The sequence below is a fragment of the Sphingobacterium sp. G1-14 genome, assembly GCF_002196555.1.
Lineage (GTDB): Bacteria > Bacteroidota > Bacteroidia > Sphingobacteriales > Sphingobacteriaceae > Sphingobacterium > Sphingobacterium siyangense.
The window spans coordinates 3,609,012-3,629,653 of record NZ_CP021381.1; the positions used below are offsets into that span (position 1 = coordinate 3,609,012).

Below are 20,642 nucleotides of genomic sequence, written 5' to 3' on the forward strand. Positions count from 1 at the left end.
CAAAAACAGATTTAATGCAACACTTCTTCCAACGCATTCGTTGCTTTCTGTCTAATAGCCGGTAATCCTAACATTCTATCGAATATATCTAGCGCTCGCTTCCTCTCGCTTCGATATCTTAATTGTCCTTGTTGCAGCTTGGAATATATGGCCAAGATCAATGTTAGTGGCTCATCGTCCAAATAGCCCCTCTTTGCAATATCAACATTTTCTGGAATTATCATTTCGTCTATTAAATTCAAGCATTCCAATGGATATGCCGCCGAACATTCTGTCAGATATAATAATAAATATCTGGGATCGCGAGCGAAATGAATAGTACTTATATATTTTTTTATAAAGCTGGAAAGCTCTTGAAAATATTCAATTTTAAATTTTCTCAAAACAATACACGATATTCTACCTGAAAGATCATCGTACTCAAATGACAAACAATGCTCGATAACATCCAAAGCACGAAAGTTGACTCCTTCTTCATTTATCAAAAACTCTTCTGCTACTGTTAATGCGCATTTAGCAGCATCTTTGCCTAGTTTTAAAAAGCTATCATAAATTGCAAAGTCACTAATTGACTCAATTAACCAGCTACTGACAAAAACATAACAGTGTTCGTATAAATTAGGATATTTTAAAACTTCATCAAAGTAAAATTGCATTTGATGATGAAACTTATGATTAAAAAAGTGGGCAGAATTACTGGAACATTTTAGAATAGACTCTTTGTTATGGCTGACTAACTTTTTGAAAATATTAAAAGACCTATCGATATTCCATTGATTAAGATAATATAGCTCTGTCATAATCTCACATAATACCTCATCAGCGACCTCTTCTGGATAATCAACCAAAAACTCAATAGTAGAGAAAACTTGTTCTTCATACTGAGAATATTGAGTTAACGAAAAGAGTCTATCGCAAATTGCAGCTGGAGTTGAAACAGTATAATTTTTATTAGGATTTTCAGCGTCAATAGAATCACTATAGATTGAACCAATTGAAGAAATAAGAAAATTAACAATCGAATCACTAATTAATCTATGCTCAAATAAATAATCTAAATTCCAGATTGTATACAATCGATACTCAGCTTTCAGGTCAAGATTAATAAAATGGTGGATCGCATTTGACACCTTATCAGGATCAAATTTGGATTTGATCAACCCCGAGATTCCATATGAAATATACGCTTGTGAAACTTTTTCAGAAAATAGTTGCTCAATTAATGGGTAGAAATATTCAGGATTTTGAGAAACCTTACTTTCAAAAGCCCTAGCATGTTCTACTAAGCTTCCTGCTAAAAAATCCTTTGGTTGAAAATTTTCATCAATAACCTCCATACTGAACAGCCAGCCTATGTCAGTTAATTTATTGTAATTTACATTCGGTAATGGAGCCCTAACAACTCCCAGTCTTGATGAACTTTCATCTAGAGATTTATTGTGATCTAAATCCCCAAATCGTCTTTCTAACATTTTAAGCTCAGTCCACAATGCTTGATCTTTAAGGAAAATTTCCTTTGGTAGAGATTTAATAAAAAGATATTTCTTTCTTCCGATATTAAGACTATAAACTTTTCTATTCTTCTCCACACTTATGTAAATCTCACATGGATGTGAGATTTTATTAATTATGCCTTTTACTAGAATATATTGATCATCATTTAGTAAGCAAATAGTTTTAGCAATTAGTCTTCTTACGGATAGTTGAAAAAAATCATCGGGTCCAATAAACCCGTTCTTGGATTCTATTAATACCAATAAGTCGATAATTTTACTTGTCGGATGGTCTATTCTGTCTTTTAAGATTTTCGCTAAAGTCGTAAGTATCGGAACATAATTACTTGTTTTATATTTATCAAAAAACACATTAAAACACTCATTATTACAATTTTGGTAAAATTTGATCAAATAATGCTCTAATGATTTTTCATCAGCGGAATGTATATATCTGATTCGATTTTTATAGACATATGAATGGAATAAGGGGCTGGTAATTTTAGGATAAAATTCGAAATAAGGATACTTTGTCGATTCTAATAAATCAAGCTGAATACCAAGTAGAAATTCACATGTTGCTTTTGCATCAATCTTATACAATACATCAATTAATTTATCGTATCTGTGATCAAACGTAATTCTCTCATTTTTATCTCTTTCCTTTAGAACTACGGGGCGGAGTTTTTGAAAAACAAATATTATATGGAATGGCGCTATTTTTTTTAAAGTATTGAAATACCAAAGCTCAGTATCTTTGCTATAAGGATAATATTTCTCAAATGACTGAAGAAGTTCATTGTCCCAATTCTCAATATTAGGAATTAGCCCCTTAATCATTTCATTTTTACTGGGAAAATTGCTTCCTTCAATATTAAATAATACTGCATAGGGATTATAATTTACATTTCTAAAGAACATATTATAAATCTCTCCTTCACTGCCGGACAAAAGATAATTATCAAATAGAAAATCTAGCCATCCTTTAGAATCAACCACTTCCAAGAACATCGCATTGAAAGTCGGCAGTACAATATCAACGACTACTCTTTGTTCTTTTTTAGAAGGTACTTCAACACAACCTAGTTGGATAATAAATAAATATTTAATATGAAATCTAATTTTGTCATGTGTGAGAATCTCCTCATATAGGCTTATGTATTTTGGGTGATTTGACTCACGAAGGTATTCGATAACTGTTTTCACTTGTGAACGAACATATAGACTTTGATCTTCTTCAAAAATATATTCAATTAGATTCATATCGGAGCAGACGAACCATCTAGCCAGGTAGTATTCATAAAAAGACTGATGAAAAAACGACAGTTTACCTAAATTTCTAACCAAAATATTATGGGATAATAAATAATCAATTTCCTTTATATATTTAGTTAGTAAGGTCTCAGAGACTAAATTTGGTGTAATCTCATACATTTGATGTACGATAAAATCTAGGCACTCCGTTATTAAAAAATCTTTATTGGATAATACCTGTTTCCATAATTCATCATAGATTTTTGAAATGCTTACAGATCTATTCTTCTGCAATAGCTTATTGACATCAGGTATTTTAGTAAATAACTCTAAATTGTATGGAATGGTAAGAAGGTTTACCAAACGTTCGCTTACATTTTCTATTTTTAAAGTTCTTAAAGTTGAACGTACATCTTCCTCTAATAGGTGATCTACACTTATTTTCGTTATAAAACTGCTGTCATTATATCGTTTTAATTCTGCGTCATATTGAAGGTCATAAGACCGCGATGATATTATGATACGTATATCTTTTAAAGACATCAATTCTTCAATAAATCGGATATAAGTTGAAAGGTATGATCTATCAGACGACAGTGTTTGGGATAGCGCATCCAGTTGATCCAGTAAAATGACACAGGATTTTCCAGAAGAAGCAATATATTTTTCTAATTCTTGTAAAGATGATATGGTCTGAAATAGTACTTTATATAGATCACGTATGTTTTTACCATAATATTGGTCGCATTTTATTCCGAGAACTAGCATGTTGTCGGAATCTTTTAAGATCGAATAGGTGTCCCTTAGAATAGTTGATTTCCCGATTCCCTTCTTTCCTTTAACTATAAGTATCTTTTCTTCGAGGCTTTTTCCGGCTAAGTCTGACGTAACCCATTCTAAAATCTTATTAGTTTCTGTTCTTAAAATATGAGTCTCCCTTTCATCCGAAAAGTAGTTTTTCAGGTTGGCAAGATGGGTTGATGCTGAAAAAAACTCCGATTCTACATCGGTTTTAGAATTTATTAAAAAATCATGAATGTCCGTTATCTTATTCTTTAAATGTTCATCGAAAACGGTATCATAAAGGTCAAATCGTTTCAGATCATCAATCAAATCTGCACCATCTTGCAATTCAATAAAATCCTCACCATATATCTCTTCCTTTCTCGCTTTCCATCCTGCCCACCATTTATGTTCTTTTACAGATAATTCGACAGGAATACACAGAATCCATTTGGAGCAGGTAAAATCATTAGAATCAACTACTGTCTTAAAAGATTCTCTTATTTGTTTCTCTTGTGATTGTCCGATTCCATTTATAAAGAATTTACATTGAACTACTGTAATAGGATCAACACCATAGTTACCTATAAAAACATCAATCCCCCCATCTCCAACAACAACCCTCACTCCTTTTACATTGTCTCTAGGAAATTTCTTTTTATAAAGAGATTTACAAATTTCTTCAAACTTGGCTCGAGCACCAGCCACTTTATAGGTCTTAGTAAGATATAACCACTCTTCAATCATAGAATTCACAATAGTTAGATAATAGTCCGCTAGGCTTAAAGATAATGGATTTTACAGAAATAATTAATCGGATTTATTTTTAGCTGGAGTTCTTAATTCACCTATGCATTTTGTTCAGTCTAATAACTAAATTATATTTTTACTTCCCATTTTGATTAATCCAATCATTGTATATTGCCAATTCTAACTCAGCTATAGAATCAAATGATTCTTTACTCATCCTAACTTTGGCAAATTCAATAAATCGTTTATAGGTTTCGACATTATTCAATTCTGTCCAGTTAAATAAGAATTCATATTTTAATGCCTGTTGAATCATTCGATCGACGGGAAAGTGAGGGGGTGGATATTGCAAATACCCCAATGTCCATAAATATTTAAGATAAAGATTCAAGAGTTTTTGAGCGACACCGAAATTAATGTTCAGTCCAATATCGTCCTGACACCTCAGCGATAGAATATTTTGGATGTGCTGCTCATCTGAAACCACTTTATCATATTGATGAGCCAAATCTTCAATCTGTTTCCTCAATTCACGTTTTCGTTGATCTTTACTTGTATGGCCTCTGTATACTTTTGCTCTCTGGAAAGATGCCTGTATGGTCATGATCCATACCTGATCAAGGTTAAATTGTTTTTGGATATCTTTTAAATTCATAAGTGGCGTGCTATAAAAGTGTTAACGATATCCAATTCTATTTACACTAAAACCATCTATAGTTTTGTTTTCCATATCATATTCAAAACTAGATGAAAGATAAATTCTGCAGTAGATTTCGATTTGAGAATAATCTTCCCCTAGCTCCTCTACATTGTGCCAAATAGGCACTGTATATTGAACCCTATTATACTCTTCACGTGAAATTGTTATTTTTAAGGTACATATCCGTAGATTGTAATTATAGCTGACATAAACAATACGTCCTTTAATATGCTCTTTACTCTCTATAGTTCCGTCTTCCATACCCTCATCTATTATAAATTCATGATCATCAATAGATAAGAGGGATGATATTTGGGGATAAGTAGAGTGAAGTGATATTTTAAGTTCCTCTGTCGACCAATTGTTCAAATAATCAATAGTATATTCCTCAATAAGGTCTTCGATCTCATCCAATTCACTGTGAGCGATTAGATGTTCATTTTTATCAACATTTTTATCAATAAAATTAAATAAACTGCTATATGGAATAATAGAACAGTTAAGTTTTATTGCTTCGATATCCTTGATTAAATCAGCATGAAAATCTGTCTTTCTTGAATTTAAAAAATCATCAGAATTATTACTAATGAAGGCAACATTTTCTTTGATTTCGTTGACCGATAAGTAATTCAATAGCGATAACCAAATTAACGTATCCCTATATCCTTTTTCACCCTCTTTAAAAGGACGAACACGATCCATGGCTCTTCGAACCACCACCTCCTGGGATATAGAACTATAATCAATATATCTAATAAATTCTGGATCCAATTTCTGCGCCAAAATATCTTTAAAACTATATGATTTTGTTATAGCTGATATATCTATCTTTAAAGGACTTTCACACATTGAATCGATGGATTTAATACATTTTTCTAATTGTAATTTAGATGCTTCAAGTTCCCTATTCCTTATTGACTCTATTTCCGAAACAACCAATTCTGACAATAGCAATACACCATTTTCATTCGTGATGAAATTAAATAGAAAAGAAAAATCGGCATTTTTCAATTTCCAATTCCTAAAAAATATATTAGTATCGATAAATATTAACATGATAGTTTTTATTCAAAATATGAGTGTAAAATCAACTTTTTTATACAAAAGCAAGAATTACTAAAATAGCGTTAAAATTTCCCATCTTTATTCTAGAATATAGTGCTCGGACCTTTTGCTAAATCAATTTGCGTTCCAATAGATCATACTGCCTCTCCACAGGAACGCGAGCAACTTCTTTAAGATGTACCGGTGTACCCACTGCCGTAATCATAAACATCTGGCTCTCATTTCCGGAGATTTCTTCGATATCTACACTAAGTCCAATAATAGCATCAGCACGGATTGCCTGTGCGCGTTGCTTGAGCGTTTCGCTGACACGCTTGTACATTTCCTGCATCTTCTTCTCATGGCTGGTAGAGCGACCGCCAAAGAAATCGACATAGCTCGCTCCTATATCGCTAAAGATATTGGTGCCGATAACAACATTGGCAGCTATTGGATCATTATAGCGTGAAATCTCCCTCCCTTCGATGGAATTGGTCGTGGTTACTATCATGGCATTATACTTTTCAATCGGGCAAGGTTAATACCCAAGCCTAATATACATTATTTATTCTGAATTAATATGTTTACAGATATTAACTCTCAAGATTATTACAAACTGTAAGGCTAAGGTATTGATTTGAAAGTAGGATTGGTTACGGGAAACCGTATCCGATTTACTCAACGGTTTTAATAAGACAATAAAATAAACAAAAAGGCCTCCCTCGTTAACCGTCGAGGGAGGCAATTTTGGCTAGATGTCCGCTTGGGCTAGATGTTAACCGGCTTTGGGCATTCATCTACTGTAAAGATCGTGAGATTAGTTGAGATAATTGTTGTTCATTTCTTATAAAATGTTGTTCAAAAATTATATCCTAATAATAATTTAAATCCAAAAGGCTATTCCACTTCATCAAATAGTATTATCAGTTTCGCGAACACTCCAGATCAACCCACTCTTCGATAATGATAACCATCGTTTATCAAAAAGTTCTTCCATGATCATCCACACCTGATCCGTCAATGTAAAATATTTTTTGGTGCTTAGATCATCTATAGTTAGAAATCCAGTAACAGAAAATTTTTTGACAGCTAGTACTCCGTGCTCAACAGCTAGAAATATTTTTTTTAAAAACCAAACAGGATTCGATCCTCCCAGACTCAAGGTTTTTTATTCCGTTTATATCCTTTTTTAGCGAATATCGTCCTTTATCCATTTTAGTTCCCCACGTTGGATCATGGCTATATACTTTTGCACCTGATCATCGGTCAATAAGCAATTGTCTTCAAGGTGGTAATTGAACTGCTTAGTGAAGGTGTAATATTGAATACTACCTAAATAAGCATTATTGAGATAAATATGCCAAAGGCTGTATTTCTTGGCCCGAACTTCCACTAGCTGGCGTTTTCCATGATGATAAAACAACTCAGGCACATCCGTATCAAAACGAAGTATAAAAGCATCAATGTACGCTTCCTTGATGTCATCGGCAAGTACACCGTATGCCAATTGCCACACGCCCTGAGATTTCCTGAAAACATAAAATGCAAGACCATTTTTGTTGTAAAGATGATAATCTTTCATGCCCATGCTTTTATCATGCACGGTAATTTGAGCGTACATTACCCGATTTAAAGTTCATGTTACAGACTCTGAGCTTACAACTGTCAGCCTCACTATTGCCAATACGATGTTGTATGCAGTTTTTATTCTTCAATTAAATCAAAGGAATTTATGATAATGTTTTTAGCTCCAATTTCGTTAATAGTATCCAACAACGCGAAAAATGTTTCGGATGTTGAAGTGCCAAAGTCTACTGCGAAAATCGTTGATTTTTCCGAAATACTCGGAATAGATACATTATGTATAGCCTCAAGCAAATCTAATTCATTAGTAGATTCATCATTGTTCTCTTTCAGAGCTGTAATAGTCCAACTTTTTAACCACTCAAATTCTGCAAATTTTGTATCCAAAATAAATTCAACTCCGTGCCAAAATATAGGATGTAATTCTATATTTAAATTTTTATATGCAAAATTTATAGGCTGATGATTTGAAAATGTATCTGGGTATAATTCTTCGATACCATAATTTCCATCGTTATTTGACAAAAAATCAGGTCTTGTTAAATTAAATAATAAGATTTCCTCATCAGAACTTAATTTTAGTAATATTTCTTTTACACCATTACCTCTGTTTCCATAAAAGGAAATTAATTGATTGATGTAAGTATTTCTATGATGATTAATTATTTCTTCAAGAGTCATAATATATAGGGAAGTCTTTTTAAAATAGCATACAACGGTTTGGGCTTTTGTCGTCATTGATTACCTGAACTATTCCATCGTCAAGTCGTCTGTTAAACGTCCTATCGTTTTTCTTAAAGCCGACTGGTTTTAGTTTGGCATAAATATCTTTTTCAACTATGTCAAGTTGAGTTTTAAAACCTGTCGGTGTTACTGATTGTTCAGTTTCACTTTTGGATTTGTCCTGTCCTTTAAAAATATCAAATAGTCCCAATTTTATTCTTTCTGTTTGTTACGGAATGTCTGTTTAGTGACCTCTCCACGAATTTAGGATTTAATTCAATTTTTGAAGTATATAATTTACCTTTTGATTCTGGGTTATAAATTCCAAATGTGATTTTTTTATTTAAAATTCCTTTTTTTAGAAAATAATCTTCAAATTCTGCTCCCTCGTTAACCGTCGAGGGAGGCCATGTTGGCTAGATGTCCGCTTGGGCTAGATGTTAACCGGCTTTGGGCATTCATCTATTTTAAAGATCGTTAGATTAGTTGAGATAATTGTTGTTAATTTATTAGAAAATGTTGTTTAAATATTCTCCTAATATAATTCAATTCCGAAATGCTATTTCACTTCTTTAGATAGTGTAATTTTTTAGTTAGTGGAGGAAAAACTGTAAATTGACAATGTTAACTTATTCACGAAGTATCTTTTCGGACTGGAGCTCAATAAGATGCCATTGAAATATGGTAATGATTTAATTTACAATAGCCATTTATTAAAAGGTGCTCGGTTTGAAAATTCGTTAGATATAATACCTTAAAGCTATGATGAAAAAAATACTGTTTATTATTTTACTGTATACAATCTCGTTTCCTGTAATCGCACAAAACAAGTATGCAACAACGACGGATGGAAAAACAGTATTATTAAAAAGCGACGGAACCTGGGAATATGTAAAAGACAAATCTACATCATCAAAAATCAATCAATTTAAAAGTACGAGCTCCTCCCCTTCGCCGCGCAGAACAAATTCTTCTAAAAGTAGTTCTTCTTCGAGAAATTACATCCGTGGCCCTCGTGGAGGTTGTTATTACATCAACTCCAACGGCAACAAAACTTATGTGGATAGAAGCATGTGTAATTGATTAGGCAAACAGGATCTATGACTATTAGGGCTATTCTCATCATATGCATAAAGATTATTACCTATATTCGGCCGATAAAGAGATTCTTTTTACCATTGAATGGGATAGCTTCTTCTTTCTCATTGCAACAGATCATAAAAAAATGGATACGCTTATCGCTGACGATTTGTTTGAGGGTTTTCTCTGTAATGACAAGACAGAACATTATTGGGAATACACTTTTGAGTAAAATAACAATTATATGCTAAAACAGAATCAGTATAATATAGTACCACAGTAATTTATGAAAACAGAAACTCAAGAAAAATTTGACAGAATCATAAAAGAAAGCTTTATTGAAATCTTAAAACCACTTGGTTTTAAAAAGAAGGCCAACAATTTTTATTTGCAGCTTGAGAAAATCGGTCACATCATAAATATTCAAAAAAGTTATTATAGCACTAAAGACGATATCCGTTTCACTATAAACGTTGGAATATTTTCACCTGAGTATTGGTTAGCATGCTTTAATTATCATAACAAAGATGTACCGGCATATCCTTCCGAACCTGAGTGTATGATAAGAGAAAGAATTAGCGGCATGAAAGGCCTACGCGATATTTGGTATAATATAACACCGATGACAGATATTGAAGAACTAATTACCGAAATGAAATACAATATTTCAAGCTTTATTTTACCATTCTTTGAAAAATTAAACACAGTACAAAAGCTTATCAACGAACTGGAAGCTTCTGAAACCTTACTGCACACTGCCGCTAAAATGATGTTTTTCACAGAGCTAAAGCTCCTGGATAAAGCCAGAGTCGAATACAGGAAAATATCAAAAGAAAATTATAATCGACATCAAATAGCAAGGCTCAAAGAATATGCAGAAAAGCACGGTTTAATTTAATAAAAGGAATTTTTAAAACATATTTGACTTTCGATCAACACGACAGCTTCTCGAACGGAAATTTCACGAGAACAATTCAAATTGATTAAAGACGCATCAAATAGCTTAGGAGAAGAATACGAAATGGTTTTAGCGGACTGGAATAGCTTGCAATTAACCGATTTAAGCAACAGAAATCAGATTGGCAAATACCTTAACGGTTACTGGAAATAGTATTCGAAGATCAATCATCCCTAGTTCCATTTTCATAATGATAATGCTCTTGACTTGCGGAAGTAAATTGTTGGATAAAATTGGGTTCCATTTGAGCTTGTTTTTTCACACTGAAAAAATCATTAAATAATGCCCAGTCGTATACGCCTTCATCAATTGGATATGCTGTTAAAACTCCTGATAACTTATGTTTATCTTTCCATATTTCCGCCTTTTCAATTGAAGTAAAAACTCCACTTGAAAACCGCCCCCCCTCTCCATGAAAAACCCAAATTGTATCTAACATATTACTTATTTTTTTAAAAATTACCCTGGAAATCTTGTACGCAGGACAGTCCGACCTGGACTCTTTTCTATCTGCTCGAAATCATCTATTTTTCTACAATTATTGAAAATAACCATTTCGATGTGCTCACATTCGTTTACGTCCTTGACAGATTGTAAGTTTCTGCCGTAGTCGATACGAAATGTTCTTAGATTTTTGAGCCTCTCGATACTTTCCAAATTTTGCACATTAGTATGGTGGACCAATATTTCTTCCACATTGGGAAAAGCATCCACAATCGATTTAAAGGATCTACTTGTAGGGTTGAAATACCATAATGTAATATGCTTTACCAAATTACTGTGATTTTCGAATTTAATACTCTTATTAAAATCCAAAATATGGACTTCTTCAAGCCTCGCAAATTTACTTAAATCGATGGTTCCCTTTGTCGATTTCCCATTGCAATAGAGTTGTCTTACCTCCAGTACATTCTTAGGCAGCTCAATATCCAATAGGGATTCTGAAAAGCTAATTTTTTGAATCTTAAAATGCTGTAATTGTTCAAACAAAACAGTTTCAAGAGCTTTACCCTTATAACGATCTATTGTTAATATTTTTAAATTTCTATTATTGAAGGGCAACCTTCCATCATACAATTCAGCAAGATACTCGTTATAGCCAGGAGGATCATCACGTCGCAGATACTTTTCAAATTCGTTCCAGTTTTCTGGTTTATAACGCTCCACAATAGCCATTACCTCTTCAAAGGTACCGATTGATAAATACTCTTCTCCTTTAAATTGACAAAGAAATAACTGGTGCATCTTTTACTATAGTATTGGCTCTAAACTTACCAAATTTCCATTGAAATAAATGTGATGGCTAAAATATTTCCGCCATTGTTTTCTCTAGAGCGACCGCCAAAGAAATCGACATAGTTCGCTCCTATATCGCTAAAGACAGTAGTGCCTATGATAACTATAGTTAGAAATACGGTAACAGAATACTTTTTGACAGCTAATACTCCGTGCTCAACAGCTAGAAATAATTTTTTTAAAACCAAACAGGATTCGATATTGTATTAATAATACTTTTCAAAAATAGGTAGTAATTAGGAAGCCTTGAGATCCTCCCAGACTCAAGGTTTTTTTACTCCTTTTATATCCTTTTTCATCGAATATCGTCCTTTATCCACTTTAATTCCCCACGTTGTATCAGGACTATATACTTTTGTACGTGATCATCGGTCAATAAGCAATTATCATCAAGGTGGTAATTGAACTGCTTAGTGAAGGTGTCATACTGAATACTTCCTACATAAGCATTATTGAGATAAATATGCCAAAGGCTGTACTTCTTGGCCCGAACTTCCACTACCTGGCGTTTTCCATGATGATAAAACAACTCTGGCACATCGGTATCAAAGCGAAGATTTCCTGAAAACATAAAAAGCAAGACCATTTTTGTTGTAAAGATGATAATCTTTGATGCCCATGCTTTTATCATGCACGGTAATTTGAGCGTACAGTACCCGATTTCGGCAAAAGATTTCTAGCGGTATCATTTTACAATATTAAACAAAAAGGCCACCTTTGGGGGGTTAACGAGGTAGGCCATATTGGCTAGATGTACGCTTGGGCTCTAAAATTTATGTGCATAGATTTTAAAATATCTATAGAAAATAGCGACAAAATAGGATGCTTAAGAATAGGTTTGGTATACAGTGCAACATTAACCAACTTACTGCGTCTAATAAAAAACGACTAAAATGAAAAATTTTGTACGCATCGCTAGTTTATTGATCCTGGGCTTGATTATCAGTGGATATTCAAAGGCTCAAATGCAGAATATTGTCATGCAAATCGACACTTTTTTAGATAATCTCGATGCCGATCATAACATCAATGGCAATGTCCTGATCGCCGGGGATTGAAAGATACTATATGAAAAAGCTTATGGCATTTCCGATGCTGCAGCTGGTAAAACCAATGAGCTAAATACTCGTTTTGTTCTGGCCTCTGTTTCAAAACCGGTAACAGCGGTCGGAGTCTTCCAACTTATAGAAAAAGGCAAACTATCGCTCGACGGGAAAGTTGCCCAATATCTCAAGGCTTTTCCTTATCCCGAAATTACAGTACGCCATCTATTAGCGCATACCTCAGGCCTACCTAATACCGATGAACTATTTGGTCCACTACTCCAAAAAGATTCATTACGTCAGTACACAAATAAGTATATCATTCCTGCCTTGAAATCCTTTGGCAAATCCCTGCATTTTAATGCGGGCGACAAATTTGAATACAGTAACACCAATTATAGTATTTTAGCATTACTTATAGAACGTAAAAGTGGATTTTCCTTTCGAAATTATATGGAGCAATTCATATTTAGACCAGCGAAAATGTTAAATTCTGAAATCCTGAACGCAGACTTCGATTACGACCCACGTTATGCCCGCAAATATGATAGACCCATACACTATGTAGATACCCTCCGTCCCATCGAATTGGTAAAGCAGCTGAAAAGATTCACCTTTAATTGGGTGGGGTTTCAGCGGCCCGGGAATATGGCCAGTACGGTGCATGATATGCTTGCATTTGACCAAGCACTTTACAATGGCAAATTGATTGGTGAACGAAGTATGGAGCAAATGTTCACCCCAAACCGGTTGAACGATGGTAGTATACCTTATCGCCGATCAGGCATAGACCAGGCCGCTTATGGCCTCGGGTGGTTTATTTTCAAAGATACCAGTGGAGGAAAAGTGGTTTGGCACAGTGGCGGTATACCAGGAATGAATACTTTTATGCTAAGAAACTTGGATAAAAAACAGTTTATCTTTGTAGCTGACAATGCCGAAAACCCTCCTATCGCACCCGAACTCTATATCATACTCAGCGGAAAAAAATTTACTAGACCACGTTCGCTTGCAAGGCTGTATGTCCGCGCTTTGGTATCGAGGGGACCTGACTACGCAGCAGCTGTCTTAGGCCAACACCAAACAGATTCACGTTTCTCCTTGAATGAAGGGGAATTGAATTTTTTAGGAATTGAGCTCATGCGTAACGGACAATTGCTGCTAGCTCTTGATGTTTTGAGGACAAATACCATGCTTTTTCCCCGCAGTTTCAACGTTTTTGACAGTTATGCTGAAGCGCTGATGAAAACAGGTAAAAAAGAAGAAGCGATTATGATGTATCGCCGATCATTGGAAATTAACCCTTCCAATGAAAGTGGCAAAAAAGCATTGCAGATATTATTAGGGCAGTAACTGACTGATGATCTGTCGGATGATATGCTACATACTTTCCACTATTTCCTTAAGTGGACCATCGGTTGCAAGCGACATTTACTCCAGTTGATTTATTTCTAGACTCATTTTGGTGAAATCGTATAGAATACAAAATTATAAATTACGCTGTTAAAGTTTGAATCTGAAAATCCTTCATTATTTTATCATGCGCTATTCTTCCATATGGATTTTTTTTATAAGTTTACTTCACGGAATAAAATAGGCTGATTTTGATCGAAAGAAAACTAAAGTTTACTTTTATCCTATACTCCGCCAAAAATTTCCCTGTGACCTGCTATTGTAAACCGCCGAAACTTCTATAAAGATGCCATTCATAATATTAAGTAGACTATTAATTATTTTTTTTTCGTGTTTTGTCTTTGTAAAGAGCGAAGCACAGACAGATAGTAGTTTAAGTATGACGCGGAGACTCATACACTCAGCTAAGGAATTCTTTAATAAGAATTTACAGCAAAACAAAAACATAGTTGGTTTAAGTGCTGCAATAATCGTAAATGATTCAGTGATTTGGTCAAATGGGTTTGGATACGCAGACAAATTTAACAAAGTGCCAATGACGACAAATACGGTTGTCAATATGGGCTCGATAACCAAAACATTTACTTCGTTAAGCGTGATGCAGCTTCAGCAAAAAGGCTTACTAAACATAAGCGAGCCATTAAACAGCTATCTGCCAGCATTTAGACCTAAAACAAAATGTATTGACTTAAAAAATATTACCATAAAATCTGTTCTTACTCATACATCGGGTATTCAGCCCGATATATGGAGGAATTCAGATTTGGGATCTGGAATTTACACCGACGTATTGGATAAAATCAATGCAACTTATATCACCTATCCGCCTGGTATGGTAGGCTTGTATTCAAATGCAGGCTATAATATTCTTGGAACATTGGTGAAAGCCTTGAGCAAACAAGATTATGCAGCCTACATACATCAAAATATTTTAGTTCCGCTAGGTATGAACCAAACCGGATTTGCAATGGATAATTTGAAATATCGTTCGAAAATCTATCTGGAAGGAAATGAAATAAAAGAATATGAATTGCGGGATATTGCTTCGGGCGGAATTTACACCAATATAAATGATTTTTCAAAATATGCTATTGGTCTTATGAAAGCATATAACGGAGAAAATTCTTCAATAGTCGATTCCTCAACTATCCATGAAATGTTTTCGCTGCAGAACCAAAATGTGCCTATTGAAAGTAATAAAAAAGGCTTAGGCTGGTTTATGTTTAAAAATGATTCCAATTTTGCTGTCTATCACGCTGGAAGTGCAGGATTTGCACAGGCAAAACTGCTATTAATTCCAAAAAGTAAATTTGCGGTAATTGTCATGACAAACTCAGCAGAAGGTGGTGCAATTGCAGAAGAATTTTGTTTCAGTTTCTTGAACAAGTACCAACTGAAGATTAGCGACCTATTTCCTGCTCCTATAACAGGAAAAATTCACAGTTCAGCGGCCCCAATCAAATTATCTAAGCATAGCCTGAAAAGACATGTAGGTAATTATGCGCAGGCCGAAGGTTATATCAAAGTCATTTTAGAAAAAGATCGTCTCAAACTTATTGATGGGGAAAGACAATATTTTCTTACTCCTTTATCAAAGGATGAATTTCTGCCTATCGAAATTTTTCCAAATGATAGCTTAGTGGAAAGAAATAACAAAAGATTTGTTTTTAAGAAAGTTAATACCGAAACTTTTTTATTTCAAAGAATTGAAGATCGTGAACGCGAGTATGGACTAAAGCTCAAAAACCTTGATGGTTCTTCATGGGAGAATGCATTAGGAAAATACAAGCATTTCGGTTATCAGATGCTAATTGGAGATACAAAATTTAGAGAAATTGAAATTTATATTTCAAAAGAAAAAGTTTTAATGATGAAACTCACGACATTTGGCAGTTTCAGGTCTATACCTTTACGTGTAATATCACCTCAATACGCTGTTACATGTGGAATAAATGCAGGTTTTGGAGGATTTAATGTTTCCTTATCTGAAAAAGACAATCAACAGGTGGTTGACTTTGCCGGTCTGACATTTAGGAAGGACCGATGAAACATCCAAAAATTAAAATTTTATTTGCACTAGCGTGGTTCACATTTATGGTCGTTTCCAGACAATGGCTGGCGGAAAGTCTTGGTCCAAGTGAAGCGAAACAAAACATCGTAGTGACGCACCACGCAACAAGCATTCGTTCCCTGCCAATGAAGTATTTAGACGATCCGATCAGCACTGCCTACGTCTGGGATCTATTACTGTTTAACGACAAAACGTCTTTTAGAGCCGCCTTTTAGAACTGTATCCAAAGCGTGTGTTAATTCATCCATTGAGATTACCTGCACCATGTCTGATAGAAATTCAGGTTTGAAATCCTTTGCCAGTAAATTCCAGATCTCTTCCTTAAATTGTAATGGTTGCTCCACCGAATCTATTCCGATCAGCTTGACGCCTCTTAAAATAAATGGATATATGCTTGTATTTAGATCTCCAGATGCCACATTTCCACAACAGGTTACTACTCCATTGTAATGCAATGATTTTATTATTCCGGATAGGATCTTCCCTCCTACACAGTCAATACCTGCCGCAAAATCGGTACGTGATAGGGCACGCGCGTCATATTTTGCAATAAAATCTTCTCTTGATATGACTTCAGAAACACCAAGAGTACGCTGAAAATAATCAGTGCTCTTCCCGGATATGGCGACGACATTATACCCGATCTTTGACAAAATAGCCGCAGAAAGACTCCCTACCCCTCCGGTAGCTCCACTTACTACAATTTTCCCGCTGTTTGGGGTAATCCCTGATTTAATCAAGTTATAAACAGAAATACCAGCTGTCAAACCTGCCGTACCAAATGACATGGCTTCCAATGGGGTTAGTCCCGCCGGTAATGGGATGATCCACTCCGCTGGAACACTAATATATTGGCCAAATCCTCCCCAGGTATTCATTCCCAGATCATATCCGGTTACAATCACATTATCTCCCTTATTGAATCGACTGGATCTAGAAGAAACTACCTTTCCTGCTGCGTCAATTCCTGGTATATGAGGAAATTTTCTCGTTACACCTTTATTTCCCGAAGCAGAGAGTGCATCTTTGTAATTTACGGATGAATACGCTAATTTAATCAGTATATCGTTTTCGGTTATCTCATCGAAAGGGACAGCTTCAACTTTGCTTTTGAAAATTCCTTCATATTCTCTGACCATTAAGGCCCTGAATGTATTATACATAAAAATAATTTTGAGTAAATTTGAAAATTAAAACACTAAAAAGCAATAACTTACAAAATAATCACATACTGCACAAAAGTTTAGTTTATTGATTATCAAGGGATAAAATAATGTCAGAAATAGAAAAGATTGAAACAGTTTGCCCGTCGGATATTTTTCTGCAGGTCATAAAGGGGAAGTGTAAGACTACATTAATTATGCTTATAGGGAAAAATAGAAACCGTTTTACGGAGATGAAAAAGACATTGCCAACAATAAGTGAGCGAACAATTGCAAAACAACTTAGGGAATTGGAGGCTGATGGTATTATCAGCCGAAAGGTTTTCAATGAAGTTCCTTTACGAGTTGAATATTATTTAACAGAATACGGCGAAAGCATTTATCCGATCGTCCGCGATATGCGTAGGTGGGGACATATGCATTTAAAGCATTTGGACAATTTGATTTAGTAAGCTTTGAAGGTGTTAATCAGAGATGGGAAAGTATGCCAAAAAACGAAGAGTTTTAAATGGAATTTTGACACGATCAATTTGTTGACCAGTGATCTTGATTAACATGGGCCGTCCGGATTCAAAAACCAATGACCATTCAATTCAGGAACAGATAAACCATAAAATAGCGTTATTTTAGGCAGTTTGATGCAGGTATTCTAACATTCTATTACAGTAAGTTAAGATGGGTTTATTGATATCCCCAAAGGCTACGTTATAACGATAGTTGACCTTTTTTCATAAGTTTTTGAACCAAATAAAAAATCCTGAAAAACTTAAATGAGCTACATTTGTTATAAAAATGTGTATTTTAAAAAAAATAAACAGATATGAAAAAATTAGGATTATTAGTTCGACTAGAAGCAAAAGCTGGAAAAGAAAAAAACGTTGAAGAGTTTATTACAAGTGCGTTGCCACTTGCTAATGAAGAAGTCGGCACTATTACTTGGTATGCGTTTCGTATTGACTCTTCTACATTTGGCATTTATGACACATTTTCAGATGAAGAAGGCAGACAAGCACATCTTGGTGGTAAGATAGCAAAGGCGCTTATGGAAAATGCACCTGAATTGTTAGCTAATCCGCCATCTATTGAGAAATTGGACGTTTTAGCCGCTAAATAAACATACCACAATTATTCTAAAATGGAAGTCTGTCAAAGTTCTGTAAATGAATTTGGACAGGCTTCCTTTGTTTACAAAACAGCTTAATGTTCTATCTGCTGTGCTTGGTCTCAATGTTCCAGATGGATGATTCTGCGCTACAGCAATCCTTGTTGTAAATGGTAAATAAGAATGCAGCATAATTGGTAAGTTGGAGTGGTTCTTCGCCAATTTTGATGCACTTATCCGGTTTGTGAATGGCAGCACTAATTCCACTGCAAATACTGGCACAAGAAATGGTAGATGAACTAAATAGTAAAAGTTTCTATGAAAAAGAAGTAACACTAAAAGCTATTTTGCGTCCGCATTTAATTGATGCTCATACTAATGACTCCATATTGTTTGAAAAGTTGACAATGTGGATTATTAGAGAATGGGGTGGTATTAAAGCCGCCAATGAAGAAAGTACCAAACTATTAATACAGGAATTTCTCAAAAGTCGAGTAGCCAAATTTGACCGTATTGCGAGTATCTCAAAAGTTGCGGCATATATGTTCCCCGAAGACTGCATTATTTATGATTCTCGTGTTGCTTACTCCCTAAATTGGATATTACTCTCTCAAAATGCGGGTCACAAATTTTTTCCAATTCCAGAAGGCCGCAATTCTAAAATGTCCGCTTTCAATATGGATACGCTGATCAGACTAAAATATGTACATAAATATGTTGCTCCAGATAAAACATCGCTAAGCAACAAAAAGTATATTAGCAAAATAGACAGCGAGTTATATATCAGTAAAGAGCGATCATACCAAACACTCAATTGCCTCATTAAAGAGATTGCAAAAAGACTTTGGATTGGACAGAAAGAGAAATGCGACCAACTTTTCTATACTGAAATGCTCTTATTCTCGATTGCTGATCGAGAAGTATTTTTGGATATAACAAAACATTTCTCCCAAGAGACATATACATCTTGTCAACGATTGTAAAGATCGTTAGATTATTTGAGATAATAGCTTTTCCTTTCTTAGAAAATGTTATTCAAATCCTAATTTCGGTATAGCGATTTTTGTTGTGCAATTGCTTTATGATATTGCCTACAGCTTCCACAGTTTGTACGATTTCTTCTGCTGTAGTGAAACGCCCTAAACTAAATCGTAGTGTATTAAATGCCTCATCTCTACTCAATCCCATAGCTTGAAGTACAGGAGAAGGTGCTGCTTCAAAATAACTGAGTACTGAGCAGTTGGAAACACATATATTATCGAGTTTTTGAACAATATTTTCGCTGTTAATACCATCGAAACGAATAGTACTTGTTGTATAGATCCTGTGTGTTTTAGAACCTATTAACTTCGCTCCTCCGATTTCTAATAATTGTTGTTCTAAGATATCTCGTAGTTTTCCGATGCGCTCTTCATCTTCATTCATCTGCGAAGCTGCGAGTTCAGCGGCTTTGCCCATACCAACGATACCCGGCACATTAAGTGTACCACTTCTCGCCTCCCCTTCATGTCCCCCAGAAAAGATAAGCGGTTTCATAGGTACCTTGGGACTAAAATAAATACCGCCTATACCCGTTGGTCCATAAAATTTATGGGCAGAGAAAGAGAGAATATCTATAAATGATCGTGCGCGAACAGGAAGTTTTCCTACAGACAGACTTCCGTCGGTCATGAAAAGAGCTCCATGGGCATGCGTTATTTCTGCAATTCGCTCTATGTCCTGAATCACACCAGTATCATGGTTGACATGCATCACACATACTAAAGCTGTAAGAGGTGTAAAGGCGCGATCTAGTTCTTCAAGGTCTATCAATCCGTCGCTATCGACAGAAAGGTAAGTAACCGCAATACCTTTGGTCTCAAGATACCGGCAGGTATCCAAAACTGTGGGATGCTCTGTCTGTACAGTTATAATATGTTGTTTCCCGGGCCTCAATAATCCACGTAATCCCATATTGATAGCTTCAGTAGCACCAGCTGTAAAGAAAACATCATCTACATTGGTATCTATAAGATCAGCAATCTGTCTCCTGCTCTTCTCGACCGCAGTATCTAAATATTTGCCTAGTTTATGACGACTTGCTGCGTTACCATACTTGTCTGTCAAATAGGGCATCATTTCGTCTAAGACCCTAGGATCCATTGGAGTGGATGCATTGTTATCAAGATATATAATTTTGTCCATG

Annotated in this window: 20 protein-coding genes; 9 read left to right on the forward strand and 11 right to left on the reverse strand. The window is 34.9% G+C overall.

Translation table 11 applies throughout. From position 1 onward, the window contains the following. Nucleotides 1-11 precede the first annotated feature (11 nt). The 6 genes from CBM24_RS15365 to CBM24_RS15395 form a co-directional block, all read right to left on the reverse strand. Complete coding sequence (locus CBM24_RS15365; protein ID WP_088161845.1) at nucleotides 12-4,277, reverse strand: NACHT domain-containing protein; 4,266 nt, start codon at nucleotides 4,275-4,277, stop codon at nucleotides 12-14. Nucleotides 4,278-4,416: 139 nt separating this feature from the next. Further along, nucleotides 4,417-4,935, reverse strand: a complete 519-nt coding sequence (locus CBM24_RS15370) for a hypothetical protein (RefSeq protein ID WP_088161846.1) — start codon at nucleotides 4,933-4,935, stop codon at nucleotides 4,417-4,419. A gap of 21 nt (nucleotides 4,936-4,956) precedes the next feature. Then, nucleotides 4,957-6,036: a PIN domain-containing protein gene (locus CBM24_RS15375; RefSeq protein ID WP_088161847.1), complete on the reverse strand. Its 1,080-nt coding sequence runs from the start codon at nucleotides 6,034-6,036 to the stop codon at nucleotides 4,957-4,959. A gap of 118 nt (nucleotides 6,037-6,154) precedes the next feature. Continuing rightward, the gene (locus CBM24_RS15380; protein ID WP_088161848.1) at nucleotides 6,155-6,535 is read right to left on the reverse strand and encodes a YbjQ family protein; all 381 of its coding nucleotides are present in this window, start codon (nucleotides 6,533-6,535) and stop codon (nucleotides 6,155-6,157) included. A gap of 678 nt (nucleotides 6,536-7,213) precedes the next feature. Next, nucleotides 7,214-7,606 carry a hypothetical protein gene (locus CBM24_RS15390; RefSeq protein WP_157698474.1) on the reverse strand — a complete coding sequence of 131 codons (393 nt, stop codon included), beginning with the start codon at nucleotides 7,604-7,606 and terminating at the stop codon, nucleotides 7,214-7,216. A 122-nt stretch (nucleotides 7,607-7,728) separates the two neighbouring features. Beyond that, complete coding sequence (locus CBM24_RS15395) at nucleotides 7,729-8,289, reverse strand: hypothetical protein (RefSeq protein ID WP_088161851.1); 561 nt, start codon at nucleotides 8,287-8,289, stop codon at nucleotides 7,729-7,731. Nucleotides 8,290-9,093: 804 nt separating this feature from the next. Between CBM24_RS15395 and CBM24_RS15405 the strand changes: the two genes are divergently transcribed. From CBM24_RS15405 to CBM24_RS15415, 3 genes are read left to right on the forward strand one after another with little or no spacing between them, the layout of a single operon-like run. Further along, nucleotides 9,094-9,414 carry a DUF3157 family protein gene (locus CBM24_RS15405; RefSeq protein ID WP_157698598.1) on the forward strand — a complete coding sequence of 107 codons (321 nt, stop codon included), beginning with the start codon at nucleotides 9,094-9,096 and terminating at the stop codon, nucleotides 9,412-9,414. Between the two features lie 43 nt (nucleotides 9,415-9,457). Beyond that, nucleotides 9,458-9,643, forward strand: coding sequence for a hypothetical protein (locus CBM24_RS15410; protein ID WP_088161853.1), 186 nt, complete (start codon nucleotides 9,458-9,460; stop codon nucleotides 9,641-9,643). 54 nt (nucleotides 9,644-9,697) lie between these two features. Next, entirely contained in the window at nucleotides 9,698-10,309 is a 612-nt protein-coding gene (locus CBM24_RS15415; RefSeq protein ID WP_088161854.1) for a DUF4304 domain-containing protein, read from the forward strand. A 223-nt stretch (nucleotides 10,310-10,532) separates the two neighbouring features. Here the strand turns inward: CBM24_RS15415 and CBM24_RS15420 are convergent, their stop codons facing one another. From CBM24_RS15420 to CBM24_RS15435, 3 genes are all read right to left on the reverse strand, one after another. Next, nucleotides 10,533-10,808: a hypothetical protein gene (locus tag CBM24_RS15420; RefSeq protein ID WP_088161855.1), complete on the reverse strand. Its 276-nt coding sequence runs from the start codon at nucleotides 10,806-10,808 to the stop codon at nucleotides 10,533-10,535. 20 nt (nucleotides 10,809-10,828) lie between these two features. Then, on the reverse strand, nucleotides 10,829-11,614 hold the full coding sequence (locus CBM24_RS15425; protein ID WP_088161856.1) for a hypothetical protein: 786 nt from the start codon (nucleotides 11,612-11,614) through the stop codon (nucleotides 10,829-10,831). 346 nt (nucleotides 11,615-11,960) lie between these two features. After that, complete coding sequence (locus CBM24_RS15435) at nucleotides 11,961-12,296, reverse strand: hypothetical protein (RefSeq protein WP_088161858.1); 336 nt, start codon at nucleotides 12,294-12,296, stop codon at nucleotides 11,961-11,963. Between the two features lie 262 nt (nucleotides 12,297-12,558). Here CBM24_RS15435 and CBM24_RS27315 point away from each other — a divergent pair, with 262 nt between their 5' ends. The 3 genes from CBM24_RS27315 to CBM24_RS15445 all read left to right on the forward strand — a co-directional run bounded on the left by CBM24_RS27315 (nucleotide 12,559) and on the right by CBM24_RS15445 (nucleotide 16,168). Continuing rightward, nucleotides 12,559-12,723, forward strand: a complete 165-nt coding sequence (locus CBM24_RS27315) for a hypothetical protein (protein ID WP_157698475.1) — start codon at nucleotides 12,559-12,561, stop codon at nucleotides 12,721-12,723. A gap of 3 nt (nucleotides 12,724-12,726) precedes the next feature. Continuing rightward, on the forward strand, nucleotides 12,727-14,061 hold the full coding sequence (locus CBM24_RS15440; RefSeq protein ID WP_088161859.1) for a serine hydrolase: 1,335 nt from the start codon (nucleotides 12,727-12,729) through the stop codon (nucleotides 14,059-14,061). Nucleotides 14,062-14,500: 439 nt separating this feature from the next. Beyond that, nucleotides 14,501-16,168, forward strand: a complete 1,668-nt coding sequence (locus CBM24_RS15445) for a serine hydrolase domain-containing protein (protein WP_157698476.1) — start codon at nucleotides 14,501-14,503, stop codon at nucleotides 16,166-16,168. 197 nt (nucleotides 16,169-16,365) lie between these two features. Here the strand turns inward: CBM24_RS15445 and CBM24_RS15455 are convergent, their stop codons facing one another. Beyond that, nucleotides 16,366-17,355 carry a YhdH/YhfP family quinone oxidoreductase gene (locus tag CBM24_RS15455; protein WP_088161862.1) on the reverse strand — a complete coding sequence of 330 codons (990 nt, stop codon included), beginning with the start codon at nucleotides 17,353-17,355 and terminating at the stop codon, nucleotides 16,366-16,368. A gap of 110 nt (nucleotides 17,356-17,465) precedes the next feature. On the opposite strand from CBM24_RS15455, the gene CBM24_RS15460 reads away from it, so the two are divergent. The 3 genes from CBM24_RS15460 (at nucleotide 17,466) to CBM24_RS15470 (ending at nucleotide 19,440) form a co-directional block, all read left to right on the forward strand. Then, complete coding sequence (locus CBM24_RS15460; RefSeq protein WP_075993032.1) at nucleotides 17,466-17,804, forward strand: winged helix-turn-helix transcriptional regulator; 339 nt, start codon at nucleotides 17,466-17,468, stop codon at nucleotides 17,802-17,804. A gap of 371 nt (nucleotides 17,805-18,175) precedes the next feature. Continuing rightward, on the forward strand, nucleotides 18,176-18,469 hold the full coding sequence (locus CBM24_RS15465; protein ID WP_070566204.1) for a putative quinol monooxygenase: 294 nt from the start codon (nucleotides 18,176-18,178) through the stop codon (nucleotides 18,467-18,469). A gap of 236 nt (nucleotides 18,470-18,705) precedes the next feature. Then, on the forward strand, nucleotides 18,706-19,440 hold the full coding sequence (locus tag CBM24_RS15470; protein ID WP_088161863.1) for a hypothetical protein: 735 nt from the start codon (nucleotides 18,706-18,708) through the stop codon (nucleotides 19,438-19,440). 52 nt (nucleotides 19,441-19,492) lie between these two features. On the opposite strand, the gene CBM24_RS15475 is transcribed toward CBM24_RS15470, so the two are convergent. Continuing rightward, entirely contained in the window at nucleotides 19,493-20,641 is a 1,149-nt protein-coding gene (locus CBM24_RS15475) for a cysteine desulfurase family protein (RefSeq protein WP_088161864.1), read from the reverse strand. Nucleotide 20,642: the final 1 nt, after the last annotated feature.

What these genes read in the sequence shown, in the direction of transcription:
- CBM24_RS15365 (WP_088161845.1), bottom strand. Translation starts at nt 4,277, where the DNA reads ATGATTGAAGAGTGGTTATATCTTACTAAGACCTATAAAGTGGCTGGT.
- CBM24_RS15370 (WP_088161846.1), bottom strand. Translation starts at nt 4,935, where the DNA reads ATGAATTTAAAAGATATCCAAAAACAATTTAACCTTGATCAGGTATGG.
- CBM24_RS15375 (WP_088161847.1), bottom strand. Translation starts at nt 6,036, where the DNA reads ATGTTAATATTTATCGATACTAATATATTTTTTAGGAATTGGAAATTG.
- CBM24_RS15380 (WP_088161848.1), bottom strand. Translation starts at nt 6,535, where the DNA reads ATGATAGTAACCACGACCAATTCCATCGAAGGGAGGGAGATTTCACGC.
- CBM24_RS15390 (WP_157698474.1), bottom strand. Translation starts at nt 7,606, where the DNA reads ATGAAAGATTATCATCTTTACAACAAAAATGGTCTTGCATTTTATGTT.
- CBM24_RS15395 (WP_088161851.1), bottom strand. Translation starts at nt 8,289, where the DNA reads ATGACTCTTGAAGAAATAATTAATCATCATAGAAATACTTACATCAAT.
- CBM24_RS15405 (WP_157698598.1), top strand. Translation starts at nt 9,094, where the DNA reads ATGATGAAAAAAATACTGTTTATTATTTTACTGTATACAATCTCGTTT.
- CBM24_RS15410 (WP_088161853.1), top strand. Translation starts at nt 9,458, where the DNA reads ATGCATAAAGATTATTACCTATATTCGGCCGATAAAGAGATTCTTTTT.
- CBM24_RS15415 (WP_088161854.1), top strand. Translation starts at nt 9,698, where the DNA reads ATGAAAACAGAAACTCAAGAAAAATTTGACAGAATCATAAAAGAAAGC.
- CBM24_RS15420 (WP_088161855.1), bottom strand. Translation starts at nt 10,808, where the DNA reads ATGTTAGATACAATTTGGGTTTTTCATGGAGAGGGGGGGCGGTTTTCA.
- CBM24_RS15425 (WP_088161856.1), bottom strand. Translation starts at nt 11,614, where the DNA reads ATGCACCAGTTATTTCTTTGTCAATTTAAAGGAGAAGAGTATTTATCA.
- CBM24_RS15435 (WP_088161858.1), bottom strand. Translation starts at nt 12,296, where the DNA reads ATGATAAAAGCATGGGCATCAAAGATTATCATCTTTACAACAAAAATG.
- CBM24_RS27315 (WP_157698475.1), top strand. Translation starts at nt 12,559, where the DNA reads ATGAAAAATTTTGTACGCATCGCTAGTTTATTGATCCTGGGCTTGATT.
- CBM24_RS15445 (WP_157698476.1), top strand. Translation starts at nt 14,501, where the DNA reads ATGACGCGGAGACTCATACACTCAGCTAAGGAATTCTTTAATAAGAAT.
- CBM24_RS15455 (WP_088161862.1), bottom strand. Translation starts at nt 17,355, where the DNA reads ATGTATAATACATTCAGGGCCTTAATGGTCAGAGAATATGAAGGAATT.
- CBM24_RS15460 (WP_075993032.1), top strand. Translation starts at nt 17,466, where the DNA reads ATGTCAGAAATAGAAAAGATTGAAACAGTTTGCCCGTCGGATATTTTT.
- CBM24_RS15465 (WP_070566204.1), top strand. Translation starts at nt 18,176, where the DNA reads ATGAAAAAATTAGGATTATTAGTTCGACTAGAAGCAAAAGCTGGAAAA.
- CBM24_RS15470 (WP_088161863.1), top strand. Translation starts at nt 18,706, where the DNA reads ATGGCAGCACTAATTCCACTGCAAATACTGGCACAAGAAATGGTAGAT.
- CBM24_RS15475 (WP_088161864.1), bottom strand. Translation starts at nt 20,641, where the DNA reads ATGGACAAAATTATATATCTTGATAACAATGCATCCACTCCAATGGAT.